Origin of the sequence: Microcoleus sp. AT8-B5 (assembly GCF_036705565.1) — a bacterium.
In the GTDB taxonomy this organism is placed as follows: Bacteria; Cyanobacteriota; Cyanobacteriia; order Cyanobacteriales; family Microcoleaceae; genus Microcoleus.
In genome coordinates this window covers 21,107-39,084 of sequence record NZ_JAUBUY010000006.1, presented here as the reverse complement: position 1 = coordinate 39,084, position 17,978 = coordinate 21,107, and the positions used below count along the sequence as shown (strand labels likewise).

Genomic DNA, 17,978 nt, shown 5'->3' with positions numbered 1-17,978 from the left:
AAAAAAAAGATAAGTGAGTTCTTTCATAGACTCCCTAGAGGCATAAAATGGCTAAAAAACGTCAAAAACCAGACGAAGAGTACCAACAACTCTCATTATTTGATATCCCAGTTAATTTGAACTCTGAACAATCTGAACAATCGGATGATGCAGATGATGACTGGTTGCAAGATGAAGAATTAGGGTCAAACTTTCAAGCATCCGATCGCACAATCGAACCTCAAACTCGCGACTTACTAACCCTCAAACTCTTGCGAGAAGCCATTCAGAGTCAAAATCCAGGCGATCGCGTCATGGCAGACTTCGCAGAATATGTCTTGCCAAATCTGCTGCGAGTTGCCATTGGCGTCACAGCCAAAGGGGGCAAATTTTTTGACGAACTCGATCGCCAACAAGGAAAAGAGAATGTGAGACGGCATAATGCAGGCGATCAGTCCCTAAATACTCACCTGCTAAATGGATTATTTCCCGCTAATTTAATTGAACAGCGGTTAGAAAAACTCGATACCACCGTGCGGCGATCCGTAGGAGAAAAAGAACGGCGGTTAGTAATTGCTGGCTTTATTCTCCACGACTTTGAAAAATTCCCAGATGTCCCCAACGATTGCCGCAAGTTACCGCTAGAAAAGCACCGTCAAATTATTGATGAAAAAGTGCGACAGTTAGGAATAGATAGCTTCATCAATCCCGACGATCCAGATGCTTATCGAGAATACATTGACGACTTGCTCTGCCTTGCTTACAACGCTCAGCGGCGTTGGGATACTAACTGGAATTTTTCGGAATTTGGGTTAAATCCAGTTTTGCGCGATCGCACACTCCGCAGTCTCTCAGACTTAACCTGTTTAGCAGATTCCCTAGCATCTATTATCAAACATCCCCAAGATGCAGAAAATACCAGACTAAACGAGTTAATCCACAGCCTCAGCGGCGGGCAATTAAAATTCACTTATCACAGCATCGCTGAAAACAGAGGCGTACTTACTAACGTCGTCAATAACGCTTTAATGGAAGTGCATACGGCGCTGAATACCGACGATCGCACCTACTACGAACCACTGCTTTATTTACCAACAGGTGTAATTTACTTAGCTCGATCGGATGCTCCTGCTATTTCAATTGTAGACTTACCCAAACGAGTAGTTACCAAAATTAAACAACTCTGCGCCGGACAATTGCAACGGCGACAAACTGGTTTTGGCCGAGATGGTAAAGGCATGAAATATGCCGAGTATTATAACCTATTTTTTGATACGTCAGAGTTGATGCTAGTTGCTGTTGATGCTACTTTACGCATTCTCAAAATAGGGAAAAGCTCTGTCGCCAAAAGTCGCAGCGATAATCTGATAAAATTTCAGCGTCAGGATGTTTTGTCTGCTGATTTTAACTTCAACTTTAATGACGATATTCGGATCGATCAAATTGCTGAACTTGGCGACTTAGTGAGCCGCAAGATTTGGGGAGAACAGGTTAATACCATCGAAACTGCACGCAAGAAAGACAAAAAACTACCCGCACTACCTCATCTAGATATTGTCGATGAAATTGCTAAGTTTTGGAACCTATCCGAGTATCTGCCAGCCCTGAGAGAAATTCAACGGATTAATGAACGCCTCAAAGAACTTAAGCTAAAAGGCAATACAGGTGGCGTTCCTTACGAATGGTACTATTTAGCAGCAAAGTACCTAGAACATCACCCAGGAATTGAGGATGTGCGGGAAGTTTGCGAACAGGCGATCGCCCGCATTTCCCAAATGATTAAACCGATTGTTTCACAGTACAAATTGCCCGACGGTTGGGACGATTTGCGACTGTGGGTAACGCGGGTTGTCATGTTACCCGGAAATACACCATTAGACACAGCATCCGCTGACGTATTTTTAGATGAATTGGGACGTTACCAACTCGCTAAAAAACAGGGTAGAGGAAGACAGTTAATCTGTTCGATTTCCCATTCAGCTTACACGGTGACAGAACAAATGGAATCAGCCGTTTTGTTCACCCCTCAAGTTTACACTAACAAACAAATGTTGGGAGGTTCTAACGCCAAACGCAATATTTCTAGTATTGCAGGTTTGGAAATGATGCTGAGGCAAATTTTAATGAATCAAACTCAAGCTGTAGGTAAAAAATTTGAAGATGGCAAATATCGCTATCTCTATTTTTATCCCACATATTACTTCACCCCAGAGACAAATAAGTTTCTGCAAAAAGCCTACACTAGCATTTTACAAACCCGCTTTGATACCAGCATACGCAATCATTTTATCAGCAAGGATTTGCAAGCTGATTTTGGGCGCGATCGCTACCAAAGCATCGATGCTTTCCTAATCGATGAAAACATCGAACCAGGAAAAGACCGCACCTTCAAACTTTCCTATCCAGAAGACCAACCCCTAACATTTTACTTCATGGCGCTTCCCCCCGGTAGAGATGCAACTGATACAGAATCTTGGGTAATGCCAACTTGGTTAGCTTTTGCTTTCCCGATGATTCTGGATGTCAAAACTGTAGTTTCAGAGTCGCCAATTCCGCCTTTTAACGACGGTGCGGAATTTGAAGAAAGCGTATTTCTTGACAGTGTACCCCAAGCTTTTAGGGTTTTGACGAAGCGATCTCGCTTTCGCCTCGACTACATCCTAGAAGGTTGGGAAGAAAACGGCAAATCTTATCCAGCACCTTTGAATGTTTTAACTGCTGCTTATGCGATTCACCTTGATGTTAATGCAAAACAAGGGAAGTCCGGTTATGACTCCAACTGGGGAAAATTAACTGAACTCGCCACTGATTTTGAAACCAGCCCGCTTTATGTGTTTAGCTACCTAAACAAGTGGGTGCGGAAACAAAAAAATGAAACAGCATCAATTCAAAAAATCAAGCTTTATGCTTATCATTTTTACCCTTGTTTTGATGCTTATGCCCAATATAATTTTATATCAGAGGAATGGATCGTGGGAGAACAATCAAGCCTAAACCACCCTGTCAATTTAACAGGATTATATCGCAAGTTTTATCTGGCTGATAAGTGGTATAATCCCAAATCAAATTCTGTGTTAAAACCGATTGATATTGCAGCTAAAGTTGTCCTTGATGCCCATCCAAGTTTTGAAGGTGATGTCATATTACCTACTGTTATTGAGGGAAATCCAAGTTTTCAAAGTAAAGCATTAATTGCTACTGTTACTGGGGAAATATGCAAGCTGATGGATCGAGTTCATGCTAAAACTGCTAATGGACGCTGGGTATTTAATGCTCGACAACGCGATCTAGAACGAGAGGCAATTTTAGAGTTTGCTCGCTACTTTGTTGAGGAGGTATTTGAGAAATCATTTGCGAGCGATCGCGCTCGTTTAGCTGGCCGCCAAATCAACTTAATTCGAGATACCTGTGAATTCCTTTACCGTTTAGAAAATGACAAAGACAATCGCGCTAGAGATGACAAATCTCCTGAAGATTCACAAGAAGAAGCTGACAATTAAAGCTAACGCTTTTGTTTGACAAGCTACACGCCAACTACAAAACTAACATTTTTACATAGGACACAAATCATGGCTTTCTTGAAAACAGTTGATTCTAAATTTTTCCACGCTAACATCCCCTACAAACCAATGGGTAAATATGTACATTTCCTGACTGTGCGCGTCACAGAATCTTATCCCCTATTTCAGACCGATGGAGAACTGAATAAAGCGCGAGTTCGCGCAGGAATTAAAGACCAAAATCCGATTAGCCGCCTTACCATGTTTAAGCGCAAGCAATCTACACCAGAACGTTTGGTCGGTCGCGAGTTGCTGCGTAACTACGGTTTTATGACCGCTGAAGACTGCGAATACAATGTCAAGTTTGCAATGAATAACCCTGATTGCATTATCTACGGATTTGCGATCGGTGACTCGGGTTCCGAGAAATCTAAAGTAGTAGTTGACACAGCATTTTCAATTACCGCTTTTGATGAATCTCACGAGACTTTTACCCTCAATGCTCCCTTTGAGAATGGCACAATGGCATCTAAGGGTGAAGCAGGTTCTAAACCAGGCGAAGTTACCAGTCGCATCAATCAGCAAGACCACATCAAACCCCAGATTTTCTTTCCTAGCATTGTCACCCTGAAAGATCCTACAGAAGCTAGTTTTTTGTATGTTTTTAACAACATCCTCAGAACGCGGCACTATGGCGCTCAAACCACCCGCACAGGTCGAGTCAGAAATGAGTTAATTGGTGTCGTATTTGCCGACGGCGAAATTACCAGTAACCTCCGCTGGACGCAAGCAATTTACGATAAATTGCAGGGTGACGATAAACTTAATTCCAACAACCCTCTCAATGAAGATGATGTGATTATGGCTGCTAGGGCTGCTATCCAAACGTTACTGTCTGAGGAATTTATCGTGCATGAAGACTTTATTGGCGATAAGTTTACACCATTAGTGACAGAGGTTAAAGCTGTTATTGGCAATGAAGATGAACTCAAAAAAATGTTAAAGAAAGCCGATGACGAGGCTAAAGCTTACGCGAAGAAGCATATCAAGGGTAAGGCAGGAGCTACAGCAGCAGCGGAGTAACAACCATGACTTTTATTTACCGCTGTCAAATCGAGTTGCACGATAGCCTTTATTTTGCAACTCGCGAGATAGGGAGACTTTACGAAACCGAGCCAGTAATTCACAATTACGCGCTTTGTTACGCCCTCGGTTTGGTGGATAGCGAAATCTATTCCACCACCGTTGCAGAAGAAGATTCCTATCGCTATTTCTGTCCCGAACAAGTTCCTAAATACGAGCCGCATTTAACGGCGCTCAACCAACAGGGGATTTATGTTACTCCGGGGCGTTCTCTTTCTCACTCCTCTACTCTCAATACTTGGAAATACGCCAACAACAACTATCACGTTGAGATGGAGAAAACCCAGAAAAATATCCCTAGTTTTGGCAGAACCAAAGAAATCGCGCCGGAAAGCAAATTTGAGTTTTTCCTAATCTCAGAGAAGTCTCTCAAACTTGCAAAGTGGATTCGTCTGGGAAAGTGGATGAGCAAAGCAGCAGTCGAAATTGTAGAACAGAAGGAAGTGAAGCGATCGCCCTCAGAAACAGACTTCATTTTTCCCTATCTTCTCAACCCTTTAGATGTGATGTTTACCCATCAAGTGATTAGCTACGATGTGGTTAATATGCCTCCGGTTAGCCTCATCCAAAATGTCAAAATGCTAGGGCGATATTACGAGTTTGACAAACTCAAAATTCCGGCGTGTATGGAATACCGCTTTCGGGCCGATTAATAGGAGGCAGAGCCTCTAGAAATGCGTTCCCAGGTAGAACCTGGGAACGATAAAAATTAAACCAATTTTAAGCATTAACCATTAACCAAATATGCCGCACAGCCTAGTCCTCAACATCCTTCCCCTGGCCCCAATTCCCCCCGGATACCTCACCGGAAGACACCTGCACGCCCTCTTCCTCACCCTCGTGAGCTCCGTTGACAAACAACTCGGCGATCGCCTCCACGATGCCGCCGCCCAAAAATCCTTCACTCTCAGCCCTTTGCAAACTAAAAAATGCCCTTTCAAAAAACACCATTTCCTGCAATGGGAACACACAGAATCGATTCCAGAACACACCCTCTGTTGGTGGCGAATTACTCTCCTTGATGACACTTTATTCGGCAAGTTAACTAATCTTTGGCTGAACCTCAATCCCTCGAAGCCGTGGCATCTCGGACCCGCAGATTTGATGATTACTAAGATTCTCGGAACGCCCCAAATAGATCAGCCTTGGGCTAATGCTTGCGATTACTCTCAATTGTACGATCGCGCTTCTGAAACCAATCGTTTAATTGCCTTCAGCTTTGCGACTCCTACTACCTTTCGACAGGGGAAATTCGATTCCGTGATTCCTACTAGAGACTGCGTTTTTAATAGTCTCCTCAGTCGCTGGAATAAGTACAGCCCGATCGCAATTCCCGATCTTTCCTTCGATGCACTTTTTTCCACTTTTGTCAATATCAGAAGTGAAAAATTGACTAACTATCAAAGCGATTTTGTTGGCATGGTTGGGGAAGTTAGTTATCGGATTTTGGGAGATGTAGAGCCTTTAGTGATTAAGCAAATTAATGCTTTGGCTGATTTTGCTGTTTACTGCGGGGTGGGGAGGAAAACTCCGATGGGGATGGGAATGACTAGGCGAATAGTTGTTAAAAAAGTTCTTGATAACTGAACGTAAAACCCATAGTCCGCCAGGGGTTGAAACCCCTGCCTAATAGCTAAAGTCCTCTGAAGAGGACTGCAAGAATGAATGATTAAATTACTGCTTCAGTCGGTTTCAACCTTTGCGCTTACTGTTACCGATAAGCTCAAAATATCATCAATGATTAAATTACTGCTTCAGTCGGTTTCAACCGACTTTAGCTATGAGACAGGGGTTTCAACCCCTGGCGGAATGGGGCATCACTAATTAATTCCAATTACTAATTTCCTACAAACCATCAAAATTATGAACGATTCTGATTACATTTCGATCGCAACTCTCAACCAGTATTCTTACTGTCCTCACCGCTGCTGGCGAATGTCTTGTGCGGGAGAATTTACCGATAATCAGTATACCATTGAAGGGACGAGTTTGCACGATCGCGTTCACACGATGGGCGAGATTAACCGGGATGAAACTTGGCAGGTGCGGGCGATTTGGCTGAAATCCGAGCGCTACAAACTGATTGGTAAATCGGATTTGATTGAGTCGGCTGAGGGTGAGATTTACCCCGTGGAATACAAGCGGGGACGGAAGGGGGAATGGGATAATGATGAGTTGCAAGTTTGCGCCCAAGCGCTTTGTTTAGAGGAGATGACGGGGAAAACTATTGCGACTGGATATGTGTATTACGCGCAGTCGCATCAGCGGCAATTAGTCGAGATTTCTGAGGGTTTGAGACAGGATGCGATCGCCACTATTGAAAAAGTCGGTGCTCTTTGGCGATCGGGAAATATCCCTTTACCAGTTTACACCGCTCGGTGTACGGGATGCAGTCTTTTTCCCCAATGTCTGCCCCAAGCTGCGGCCAAAGTCAACCGCTATCAAGAAGCAAGTTAACCTGCAAATAGGAGAATTCACAATGGGAACAGTTTACATTACTCAAGAAGATGCTTTTATTGGCAAAGTCGATGAACGTCTGACGGTTAAAGCTGACAAAAAAAATCTGTTGGACGTGCCATTAATTAAGATTGATGGGGTTGTTGCATTGGGACGCGCTACAGTTTCGCCGGCTGTGGTTGTGGAACTTTTGGAACGTCACATTCCTTTAAGTTTTTTGACGCTAAACGGACGTTATTTGGGGAGGTTGGAACCGGAGATGACGAAAAATATTTTTGTGCGAAAAGCTCAGTGGCAAGCGGCTGGGGAATCGGAAAAATCCGTGCATTTAGTGAGAGGCTTTGTACGGGGAAAACTCAAGAATTACCGCAATACTTTGTTAGAATGTCAGCGCAAATATTCTCCACAGGATTTTGAAAAACCCATTGCCCAATTGAAACAAGTCATCGCGTCTATTGAGAAAACTTCGAGTATTAATTCTCTGCGAGGATTGGAGGGGGCGGGTAGTGCGACTTATTTTGGCTGCTTCAATCAACTGATTCGCGTGCCAGATTTTAGCTTTGAAGTTCGCCGCCGCCGTCCGCCTACTGACCCGGTAAATTCTCTGTTAAGTTTGGGATATTCTCTGCTGCGGCACGATGTTCAAAGTGCGGTGAATATTGTGGGATTCGATCCGTATTTGGGATATTTGCATTTTGAGCGCTATGGCCGTCCTTCCTTAGCGCTGGATTTGATGGAAGAATTTCGACCTTTGGTAGTTGATGCTGTAGTGTTGAAGGCGATTAATTTGCAGAAAGTTTCGCCTAATGATTTTACGGCAGAACCGTTGAGCGGGGCGGTTTCTTTAACAAAAGAAGCGCTGCACAATTTTTTGCGACTTTACGAAGAAAAGAAGCAGTCAAAGTTCAAGCATCCTGTGATGGGAAAGTTGTGTAGTTATCAAGAAGCTTTTGAAATTCAAGGGCGGCTGATGGCTAAGTATTTGATGGGTGAAGTTGATAAGTATCCACCTTTGATTTTGAAATAGGGAGGCAATTAAGTTATGTTTGTTTTGGTTTGCTACGATATATCTGAGGACAAGCGCCGCACTAAGATTCACCAGATTCTCAAGTCTTATGGGGAATGGAAGCAGTATTCGGTGTTTCATTGCGAGGTGACGGATACTCAGTATGCCCGGATGCGCCAACGTCTGAGTAGGGTGATTAAGTCGGAAGAAGACAGCATCCTGTTTCACTATTTGTGTGCTTGCTGTCAGGGGAAGATCGAGCGGATTGGCGGCCGGGCACCGCTGGATACTACGATCTTTATGGTTTGATTTTGCGTCTGGCTGTAGGTGTTAAACTGAGGGGGTGAATTTTAATGGCTGAGAGCTTTGCCAGGACTGGGTTTGCGGTGGTTTGTACCTCATGCGGGTCAGACGCAAATGCTGAAAGCTTTACTGGGAAAGAGTTTGAGGTCTATTTGAAATTTGCCCCCTTGACAGGGCGATCGCTCAAATGGTATATTGATTGCAGTCAGACGCAACTGAACCTTGAAAACCTTATATTTCAAGCCTCCCAGACCCCGGCCGCCGAAAACAACCTAAAACCCTATCAGGGATTGAAACGTGGCGGTGGGGGTGATTGTGCCTCTACAAGGCTGCCGAAAACAACCTAAAACCCTATCAGGGATTGAAACCCGTGGGTAATTCCAGCTTGTTCAGCCACTTCATACGCCGAAAACAACCTAAAACCCTATCAGGGATTGAAACCCAAACTCTCCAGCACTCATTACCCTCAAAATCGGGGGCCGAAAACAACCTAAAACCCTATCAGGGATTGAAACGCGCTTCCTACAGGGGGAATGACAGGAGTACACAAGCCGAAAACAACCTAAAACCCTATCAGGGATTGAAACTCTGGCTACTTTGGGATAAATCAGCACTGGGGCGCCGAAAACAACCTAAAACCCTATCAGGGATTGAAACAAGGATGACCAATCCAGGACTGCCGTGCTCGCACTGCCGAAAACAACCTAAAACCCTATCAGGGATTGAAACCATCATTACAGATACTTGTCCTGATTCATCTAAGGGCCGAAAACAACCTAAAACCCTATCAGGGATTGAAACGGGACAATACCCCGAATTGGAATATTCCAGAGAGGCCGAAAACAACCTAAAACCCTATCAGGGATTGAAACTGCAGAGAAGACAAGCAAAAAAAGTTTGCTGGACTTTAGCCGAAAACAACCTAAAACCCTATCAGGGATTGAAACATTTGCACCCATTGTTGTGGCGCTTGAGCTTGAACTGTTGCGCCGAAAACAACCTAAAACCCTATCAGGGATTGAAACTTATTTCTTGGCACCAGACTTTGTAAGGGTGATGCAAGCCGAAAACAACCTAAAACCCTATCAGGGATTGAAACAAAGATGGTTGATTGGGATGGTACTAAGGCTATGCAGCCGAAAACAACCTAAAACCCTATCAGGGATTGAAACGAACTTAAAAAAGTTGAAGAACAGCCGATCGCCCGCCGAAAACAACCTAAAACCCTATCAGGGATTGAAACGCTAAGAAGTAGCCTTTTATGTTCACCCCCGATTTCCGCCGAAAACAACCTAAAACCCTATCAGGGATTGAAACAAGCATTATCCAATGTGGCGGCAGGCTTATAAAAGCCGAAAACAACCTAAAACCCTATCAGGGATTGAAACTTCTACAGCAAGGTTTCAAGGTTCAAGCCGGCTCAGCCGAAAACAACCTAAAACCCTATCAGGGATTGAAACCTGCACTAGCTCAAAGATATTTACAAATGGTGACGCCGAAAACAACCTAAAACCCTATCAGGGATTGAAACACGGCCAAACAACTATACCGCCACTCTTTATTATATGGCCGAAAACAACCTAAAACCCTATCAGGGATTGAAACACTACCAATCCACTACCAACTGAATGGCGATTGCGGACGCCGAAAACAACCTAAAACCCTATCAGGGATTGAAACGCTGAAGTTGCCGAGGCGATCGCAAATAAAGAATTAGCCGAAAACAACCTAAAACCCTATCAGGGATTGAAACTGAAGCCATTGCTTTTAGGTGCTGAGCTGGTAGAGCCGAAAACAACCTAAAACCCTATCAGGGATTGAAACACGGGCAAAAGTATTATTGCACGGATGAATACAAGTGCCGAAAACAACCTAAAACCCTATCAGGGATTGAAACAACGCTTCGCTCCAAGATGCTCAACAAATTGCTCAGGGCCGAAAACAACCTAAAACCCTATCAGGGATTGAAACACGTACTGATAACACCCGCCTCGCCCTTCCTCATGCCGAAAACAACCTAAAACCCTATCAGGGATTGAAACAATATCGCCCACTATACCTACAAGTCAGAAGAAGAGCCGAAAACAACCTAAAACCCTATCAGGGATTGAAACATATGTTCTCCATCGCCACTGAGGGGCCGAATGGGGTACTAGCCGAAAACAACCTAAAACCCTATCAGGGATTGAAACTACAAACTCCTGCTTTAGGCAAGAATCTGGCTTGCCGAAAACAACCTAAAACCCTATCAGGGATTGAAACTTTTGCCAGACACCTCTCAAAGCTCCGCGACCCGGCCGAAAACAACCTAAAACCCTATCAGGGATTGAAACGTTTGCTGCTGAAGTTGTAGTGCTGGATCACCATGCCGAAAACAACCTAAAACCCTATCAGGGATTGAAACATCATCTGGGAAGCCTTGAAGACGTTCGCACTCAAGCCGAAAACAACCTAAAACCCTATCAGGGATTGAAACGCAATACTTCCTCCGACAAAATGGCACTGGACAGCCGAAAACAACCTAAAACCCTATCAGGGATTGAAACGGAGCGCATTAACAATCATACCAGGTAAGCAGATGGCCGAAAACAACCTAAAACCCTATCAGGGATTGAAACGCGGCTCTGAAACTCCGCCAGATTGTCCCGACGCTAAGCCGAAAACAACCTAAAACCCTATCAGGGATTGAAACGCAGCGAAAGCACCGCCAGCGCCAAGAATTACCAGCCGAAAACAACCTAAAACCCTATCAGGGATTGAAACTTGATAATAAATTTTACTTACCAGGAGCAGAAGAGCCGAAAACAACCTAAAACCCTATCAGGGATTGAAACAGCGGCAAAGATTTTACGCCCAAATTTGCGATCGACGCGCCGAAAACAACCTAAAACCCTATCAGGGATTGAAACGCTCTCAGTAATGTTTTCAATTTTATCATCAAGCCGAAAACAACCTAAAACCCTATCAGGGATTGAAACGCAGGATTGCTCAACTGTCCCTACTCCCCCGGCGACAGCCGAAAACAACCTAAAACCCTATCAGGGATTGAAACGATCGATTCCTAGCTTTTTGAGAACTGCGTAGCCGTGTTGCCGAAAACAACCTAAAACCCTATCAGGGATTGAAACAGATGGAGGATGGATACTTTCAAAATGACCAATATGCCGAAAACAACCTAAAACCCTATCAGGGATTGAAACTCGATAAAATTACTTGGCTAACTAACTTTTTTCTTGCCGAAAACAACCTAAAACCCTATCAGGGATTGAAACATTTGCGTGTCTTCTTCTAGCTCAACGCCTGCTATGCCGCCGAAAACAACCTAAAACCCTATCAGGGATTGAAACCTGGTAAAAAGTTTGGCGATGAGATGGGTGGTGTTGGCCGAAAACAACCTAAAACCCTATCAGGGATTGAAACCCGATTGCATCCGCTTCACTTTTCGAGGTTCTTGCCGAAAACAACCTAAAACCCTATCAGGGATTGAAACTTTCGGAAGTATTCAGCAGTATTCAGCAGAGGAGGAGACAGGAGGAAAGAGGGTATTCTTCTCCTGACTCCTGACTCCTGACTCCTGACTCCTTCTTCGCCGGAAACAAGTTTACCTCCAGCACTCACAGCACAGGTGGTGCTCATGGATAATCTCACATTTGATAAAAGTAGTCGGATTCAGGAATTGATTCAAACAGCACGGTGTAGACTATTATATTTACCGCCATACTCTCCAGAGTTTAACAAAATTGAACAAAAAAGAGTCTTGGCTAAAAAATCAAATTCGTAAACAGCTTGATGAGTTTGATTGCTTACATTTTCGCGACCCTTGGATGTCTTGCGCCTGGGAGCATAACACCAGCGGTTGCTAAATATGATTTCCCAGATTCTTCAGTTGACAAAACCTCAAAATTATGACCAATCAAACAACTTCTCCACTCCTACTCAGTCCCTTCAAAATCGGAGATTTACCCTTAAAAAACCGAGTAGTCATGGCACCCCTGACGAGAGCCAGAGCCGGTGAAGCGCGGATGCCCAACGCCTTGATGGCAGAGTATTACACTCAGCGAGCCTCCGCTGGTTTAATCATTACAGAAGCCACAGTCGTTTCTACTCAAGCTAATGGTTGGCTCAATACCCCCGGTATTTATTCAGACGAGCAAGGCGAGGCTTGGAAACAAATTGTGACTGCGGTTCATGCCCACCAAACGCCGATTTTCATGCAGCTTTGGCACACTGGGCGGGCTTCCCACAGCAGTTTTCATCAAAACAATCAATTGCCAGTTGCAGCGTCTGCCATCAAAATAAACGGAGAGGGCATTCATACACCTCTAGGCAAACAACCCTACGAAACTCCCCGTGCTCTAGAAACCGATGAAATCTCCCTAGTTGTAGAAGATTATCGCAAGGCGGCGGAACGAGCTAAAATGGCAGGTTTTGACGGTGTAGAAATTCACGCGGCAAACGGCTATCTCATTGACACATTCCTGCAAACCAAAACCAATCACCGCACAGATTCCTATGGCGGCACAGTTGAAAACCGCTACCGTTTTCTTAAGGAAATTGTAGAGGCGATTATCACAGTATTTCCGGCAAACCGAGTGGGAGTTAGACTGTCTCCCAACGGTAATTTCAATGATATGGGTTCTCCCACTTATCGAGAAGATTTTCTGTATTTCGCGGAGCAGTTAAATGCCTATGATTTAGCTTACCTTCACTTGGTAGATGGTCTGGCTTTTGGCTTTCATGAATTGGGAACGCCGATGATGATAGGAGAGTTTCGCGATGTGTTTACAGGGCCGCTCATTGGCAACTGCGGATATACTCAAGAACAGGCTGAAACTGCCCTGAGCAGCAAACTTGCGGATTTAATTGCTTTTGGTCGGAATTTTATCAGCAATCCTGACTTGGTAGAGCGTTTTACTAATGCTTGGCCGCTCAATCCGCCTGCTGAAATGGGCGTCTGGTATTCTTTTGGGCCTGAAGGTTATATCGATTTCCCTACCTATCAGGAATCTCAAGCTATTTCTTAGTTGAGTTTTTAGGGGCGGGTTTATCAATAAATACCGAGTATGTGCATCATAGATACAGCATATTCCATGTATATGCGGTACACACAACCTTGTCGTAAGTAAGGTGCGGATCCACCAGTCAATCTGCAAGTTTCATTAAACATGAGCAGATCCGCACCCTACATAACAATGTACCAACAATAGAGCTTTATAGTGTACTTCACGAACCACCGAATATGCTGTAATTGTCAACCCGCCCCTAATATCATGTCCGGTCAATTAACCATGATTCCTGTAGGGGGCCGTGAGCCAAGATATTGAATAGAAACGGGAAAATCTGTAAACCCGCCCCGGTCTTTAATCGCGATCAATCGATTGGACATGATATAAAAGATGTATGGTTGATTTATCCAAATAAGAGGCGGAGTTGGACTCATATTTAATTTTCATCCCCCGTTGAAAACGAGTATTTATTATTTGTAAAAACACTTCTTATGGCTCCTGCCTCCCGTCTCCTGCCTCCTGCCCCCTGCCTCCCCTCTCCTGCCTCCAATTTCTAGCTTGGGTGCAAAAGTTAGAGGTTCCCAGTTGAGATCGAGAACGTTTCCTCATATCCTAATAACCATAGGGTACTTCAAAACATCCAAGCTGCTAGCTCAGGGTTTGAGTGCCTGAAAAAAATCCATAGCGGAAGCGCTTTTAACAAGATGGCACAAAATCACAAATCAACGGTTATCATTACCGGCGCTTCCTCCGGCGTCGGTTTGTACGGCGCGAAAGCTCTCGCAGACAAGGGATGGCACGTAGTCATGGCCTGTCGGGACGTGCGGAAAGCCGGAGACGCCGCGCGAGAGTTGGGCATACCTGAAGGCAGTTTCTCCATCATGGAGATTGACTTGGGCGATTTGGAGAGCGTGCGTAGGTTTGCTCGCGCATTTAAGGCCAGCGGCAGGTCTCTGGACGCTTTGGTGTGCAACGCGGCCATTTATATGCCTTTGATTAAGGAACCGCTGCGGAGCCCGGAGGGTTATGAGTTGACGATGACTACCAATCACTTGGGTCATTTCCTGCTGTGCAACCTGATGATGGAAAATATGAAGCCTTCCTATTATTCCGATGCGAGAATCGTGATTTTGGGAACCGTGACTCACAATCCAGACGAGTTGGGCGGGAAGATTCCGCCGCGCCCGGATTTAGGCAAGTTTGAGGGTTTTGAAGCGGGTTTCAAAGATCCGATTTCGATGGTTGACGGCAAGAAGTTTGAACCCGTCAAGGCTTACAAAGATAGCAAAGTTTGCAACGTGCTGACGATGCGGGAATTGCACCGCCGCTTTCACGAATCCACGGGGATTACTTTCACTTCGCTGTATCCGGGATGCGTTGCGGATACGCCGCTTTTCCGCAATCACTATCCTTTGTTTCAGAAGCTGTTCCCGCTGTTTCAGAAGAATATCACCGGGGGTTACGTGTCGCAGGAGTTGGCGGGGGAAAGGCTGGCGATGGTGGTTGCCGATCCAGAATACAAGCAATCTGGGGCTTATTGGAGTTGGGGGAACCGCCAGAAAAAAGATGGTAAGTCTTTTGTACAGAAGGTTTCTCCCCAGGCCCGCGATGATGAAAAAGGCGAGCGGATGTGGGAGTTGAGCGCTAAGTTGGTGGGATTGACTGACGGGGCTCAAATGGGTGCTGCGGCTGGTGCGGGCCGGTCTGCATAATTCAAAGTTACCAATCCCCTTTATCAGGCTTGGCGGTTGAAACGGCGTCTACGCACAGGAGGTGGGTAGACGCGGACTCAATAATAAAGGGGGTATTAAAGTCGGATTTGGTATGATGCACCAAAATCAAAGAAAGCGGGTTTTTTAGTGGCTCTGCGGGTTGTAACTCACATCTTGCACTATTCTTAAGAACAGGCAAGATGCCTGTTCCACAAAAGATGAATTTTATTGTGGAACAGGCATCTTGCCTGTTCATAAAAAGATTATTGAGAAGGGTGCCATATCTCAGTTGTAGCGCGTTTCTGGTTTACCCTGGCGTCCAGGACTATTCTGCTCTCTGCGTTAGCATGAAAGTGTAGGTTTTGCAACCAAAAAATTTGGTTTTTTTTACTGTTTACGATCGACTTACAGGATATTTTTTCGGATAATCACCCGATTGAAGCGTAAGTCTTGGGAAATGAACAGCCGTCGATCGACCTTTTGGTTTGTAGCAGTTGCGAAACTGTGGTCTGGGACGGCTGTTTCCTTTTTTGCTGTTAAGATTGATTTTTACTTGAGGGTGCTGACTTCCTGAAAATATTTTCCCCCACTTAAGCGAGATAATAATTATATCCTATGGCTGGTCCCTCACAAAAACTATTTTTACTCGCTGGAATTTTTGGGTTAGTTTTGTTGGCAAAACCAGCAAAAACCTCCGCTAGCACAGTTGAAATTTTGACCTCAAATGTTGAGGATTTGGCAGCAGTTAGCAGCGCAGGCGACACTAATCTTGACAGTCGCGAAGACTTAGCCACCGCTGACGACAAGACGCATTTACCCGCTGAATCAGAACACTCGGTGGCTGCGGAAACTCCCGACTTACCGCCGTCTGCGGCAAATTCAGTCGATGTGACATCTTACACCATTCTCAAGAACAGGCAAGATGCCTGTTCCACAACGAGTGAGTTTGATTGTGGGGTGGGCATCGTGCCCGCCGGTACAAGGCTGATTGACAAGGGTGCAACATCTCAGCCCGTTAGCGAAGCCCTCGGAGAGGATCGCACTTTCAGCACAAAAACTCAAGAAACCGAGCTTTTTAATTCAGATCAAAAGCTAGAAGAAAAGATTGACCGAAAAAAAACCGATTTGGGTATCGATCGACCTTTGCAACTCAGTCAACTGCCCAACCCAATTCAGCCCAGAGAGCCGGAATTACCTGCACCAACAGCACCGGAACCTCCCCCGCCATCTCCCCTCCAACCAACCCCGCTAACACCTGTTCCCGGCGATGATAGACCGGGGATTATGGGTACAATTAGGGTCGATCGCTTTGAATTTGAGGGCAACACAGCTTTTAGCGATCGCGAACTCGCAGAAGTTACGCAACAGTTTGCCGGCCGCGAAATCACCTTTGCCGAACTGATCGCAGCCGAAGCAGCCGTTACTCAAAAATATGTAGCCGCCGGATACATCAATTCCGGCGCTGTAATTCCCGCCAACCAAACCTTTCCGAGAGAAGGAGGTGTGGTGAAAATGCGGATTGTCGAAGGCGGATTAGATGAAATTGAGATTACTGGAAACAGGCGCTTAAATTCAAATTACGTGCGATCGCGCCTTGAACGCGCCACCAGACGGCCCCTCAACCGATCTCGCTTGCTGGAAGCCTTGCAAATGCTGCAACTCGACCCCTTAATTGGCAATATTTCCGCCGAATTGCAAGCCGGAAGCCGCCCGGAAAACAGCCGCTTAGAAGTGCGCGTCAAAGAAGCAGACAGCTTTAGCGCTGAAGTGTTCGCAGACAACAATCGATCGCCCAGCGTCGGCAGTTTTCGGCGGGGTGTTCGCATCAATCAAGCAAATTTGCTCGGTTTGGGCGACGGATTAGAGGTATCTTATGCTAACACCGACGGCAGCAATGAATTCAACGGCAGCTACACAGTCCCCGTCAACGCGCGCAACGGCACGATTGGATTCGCTGCGAGTGCTGCTAGCACCAACATCATCGAGGAACCGTTTGATGCTGCTGAAATTGAGGGGAAATCGCGCACCTACGAATTAACTTACCGCCAGCCGATTGTCGAAAAGCCCGATCGCACTTTGGCTTTGGGACTGAGTTTTTCGCGGCAAGAAAGCGATACATTCCTGTCAGGGGAACGATTTGCGCTTTCGGCGGGAGCAAATGAGCGCGGCGAAACGCGGGTTTCGGCTGTGCGGTTTTTTCAAGAATACGTGCAGCGGAGTTCCAACCAAGTGTTCGCGGCGCGATCGCAATTCTCCCTCGGCACTAATCTGTTCGGCGCTACTGCGAACGATAGCGGGCCCGACAGCCGCTTTCTGGCGTGGCGCGGACAAGCCCAGTACGTGCGGCTGTTAGCGCCAGAAACCTTGCTGATTGTGCGTTCCGACATTCAATTAGCCGATCGCCCCCTGCTTTCCCTGGAACAAATCGGGATCGGCGGCGTTCAAAGCGTGCGCGGATACCGCCAAGATTTGCTGTTAACTGATAGCGGTGCGATCGCGTCTGCTGAAGTGCGAATTCCGGTTTGGCGTGTCCCGGAAGTCGAAGGATTGTTGCAAGTGGCTCCGTTTATCGATTTTGGGCTAGGGTGGAACCAGTCGGAAGAAAAGCCGAATCCTGAGTCGGATAAACTTCTGGGTGCGGGTTTGGGCTTAGTTTGGCAGATGGGCGATCGGTTGAATGTGCGTTTAGACTATGGTATTCCTTTGATAAATGCTCGATCGGGCGATCGAACTTTGCAGGAAAAAGGCTTATACTTTCGGATTAATTACTTTGCTTTCTAGCTAATTCTGTCGGCGATTAAAGTCGTCTAATCGCGACAGTCCTTAACCGAGGACTAAATATAGGTTAGCTAATATCAATTCCGGTTTCATT

11 protein-coding genes and 1 CRISPR repeat array are annotated in these 17,978 nt (G+C 45.6%); all 11 genes read left to right on the top strand.

Going from position 1 to position 17,978, the window contains the following annotated elements:
• Positions 1 to 47 precede the first annotated feature (47 nt).
• The 11 genes from cas10d to QUB39_RS06255 all read left to right on the top strand — a co-directional run bounded on the left by cas10d (position 48) and on the right by QUB39_RS06255 (position 17,887).
• A complete protein-coding gene (cas10d, locus tag QUB39_RS06305; protein WP_333208393.1) occupies positions 48 to 3,479 on the top strand; it encodes a type I-D CRISPR-associated protein Cas10d/Csc3 in 3,432 nt (1,143 codons plus the stop codon).
• A 69-nt stretch (positions 3,480 to 3,548) separates the two neighbouring features.
• Entirely contained in the window at positions 3,549 to 4,562 is a 1,014-nt protein-coding gene (gene cas7d, locus QUB39_RS06300; protein WP_333208392.1) for a type I-D CRISPR-associated protein Cas7/Csc2, read from the top strand.
• A gap of 5 nt (positions 4,563 to 4,567) precedes the next feature.
• Positions 4,568 to 5,275: a type I-D CRISPR-associated protein Cas5/Csc1 gene (cas5d, locus tag QUB39_RS06295; protein WP_333208391.1), complete on the top strand. Its 708-nt coding sequence runs from the start codon at positions 4,568 to 4,570 to the stop codon at positions 5,273 to 5,275.
• 91 nt (positions 5,276 to 5,366) lie between these two features.
• A complete protein-coding gene (gene cas6, locus QUB39_RS06290) occupies positions 5,367 to 6,209 on the top strand; it encodes a CRISPR-associated endoribonuclease Cas6 (protein WP_333208390.1) in 843 nt (280 codons plus the stop codon).
• A gap of 276 nt (positions 6,210 to 6,485) precedes the next feature.
• Positions 6,486 to 7,079: a CRISPR-associated protein Cas4 gene (gene cas4 / locus QUB39_RS06285; RefSeq protein ID WP_333208389.1), complete on the top strand. Its 594-nt coding sequence runs from the start codon at positions 6,486 to 6,488 to the stop codon at positions 7,077 to 7,079.
• A 22-nt stretch (positions 7,080 to 7,101) separates the two neighbouring features.
• The gene (cas1d, locus tag QUB39_RS06280) at positions 7,102 to 8,106 is read left to right on the top strand and encodes a type I-D CRISPR-associated endonuclease Cas1d (RefSeq protein ID WP_333052662.1); all 1,005 of its coding nucleotides are present in this window, start codon (positions 7,102 to 7,104) and stop codon (positions 8,104 to 8,106) included.
• 15 nt (positions 8,107 to 8,121) lie between these two features.
• A complete protein-coding gene (cas2, locus tag QUB39_RS06275; protein ID WP_333052664.1) occupies positions 8,122 to 8,394 on the top strand; it encodes a CRISPR-associated endonuclease Cas2 in 273 nt (90 codons plus the stop codon).
• Positions 8,395 to 8,648: 254 nt separating this feature from the next.
• Positions 8,649 to 11,878: direct repeats of the CRISPR family, unit length 37 nt; unit sequence GCCGAAAACAACCTAAAACCCTATCAGGGATTGAAAC.
• A 135-nt stretch (positions 11,879 to 12,013) separates the two neighbouring features.
• Positions 12,014 to 12,169 carry a transposase gene (locus tag QUB39_RS06270; RefSeq protein WP_445243092.1) on the top strand — a complete coding sequence of 52 codons (156 nt, stop codon included), beginning with the start codon at positions 12,014 to 12,016 and terminating at the stop codon, positions 12,167 to 12,169.
• Between the two features lie 124 nt (positions 12,170 to 12,293).
• Positions 12,294 to 13,412, top strand: a complete 1,119-nt coding sequence (locus tag QUB39_RS06265; RefSeq protein ID WP_333208388.1) for an alkene reductase — start codon at positions 12,294 to 12,296, stop codon at positions 13,410 to 13,412.
• A 686-nt stretch (positions 13,413 to 14,098) separates the two neighbouring features.
• Entirely contained in the window at positions 14,099 to 15,106 is a 1,008-nt protein-coding gene (locus QUB39_RS06260; protein WP_333052668.1) for a protochlorophyllide reductase, read from the top strand.
• 615 nt (positions 15,107 to 15,721) lie between these two features.
• A complete protein-coding gene (locus tag QUB39_RS06255; RefSeq protein ID WP_333208387.1) occupies positions 15,722 to 17,887 on the top strand; it encodes a ShlB/FhaC/HecB family hemolysin secretion/activation protein in 2,166 nt (721 codons plus the stop codon).
• Positions 17,888 to 17,978 lie beyond the last annotated feature (91 nt).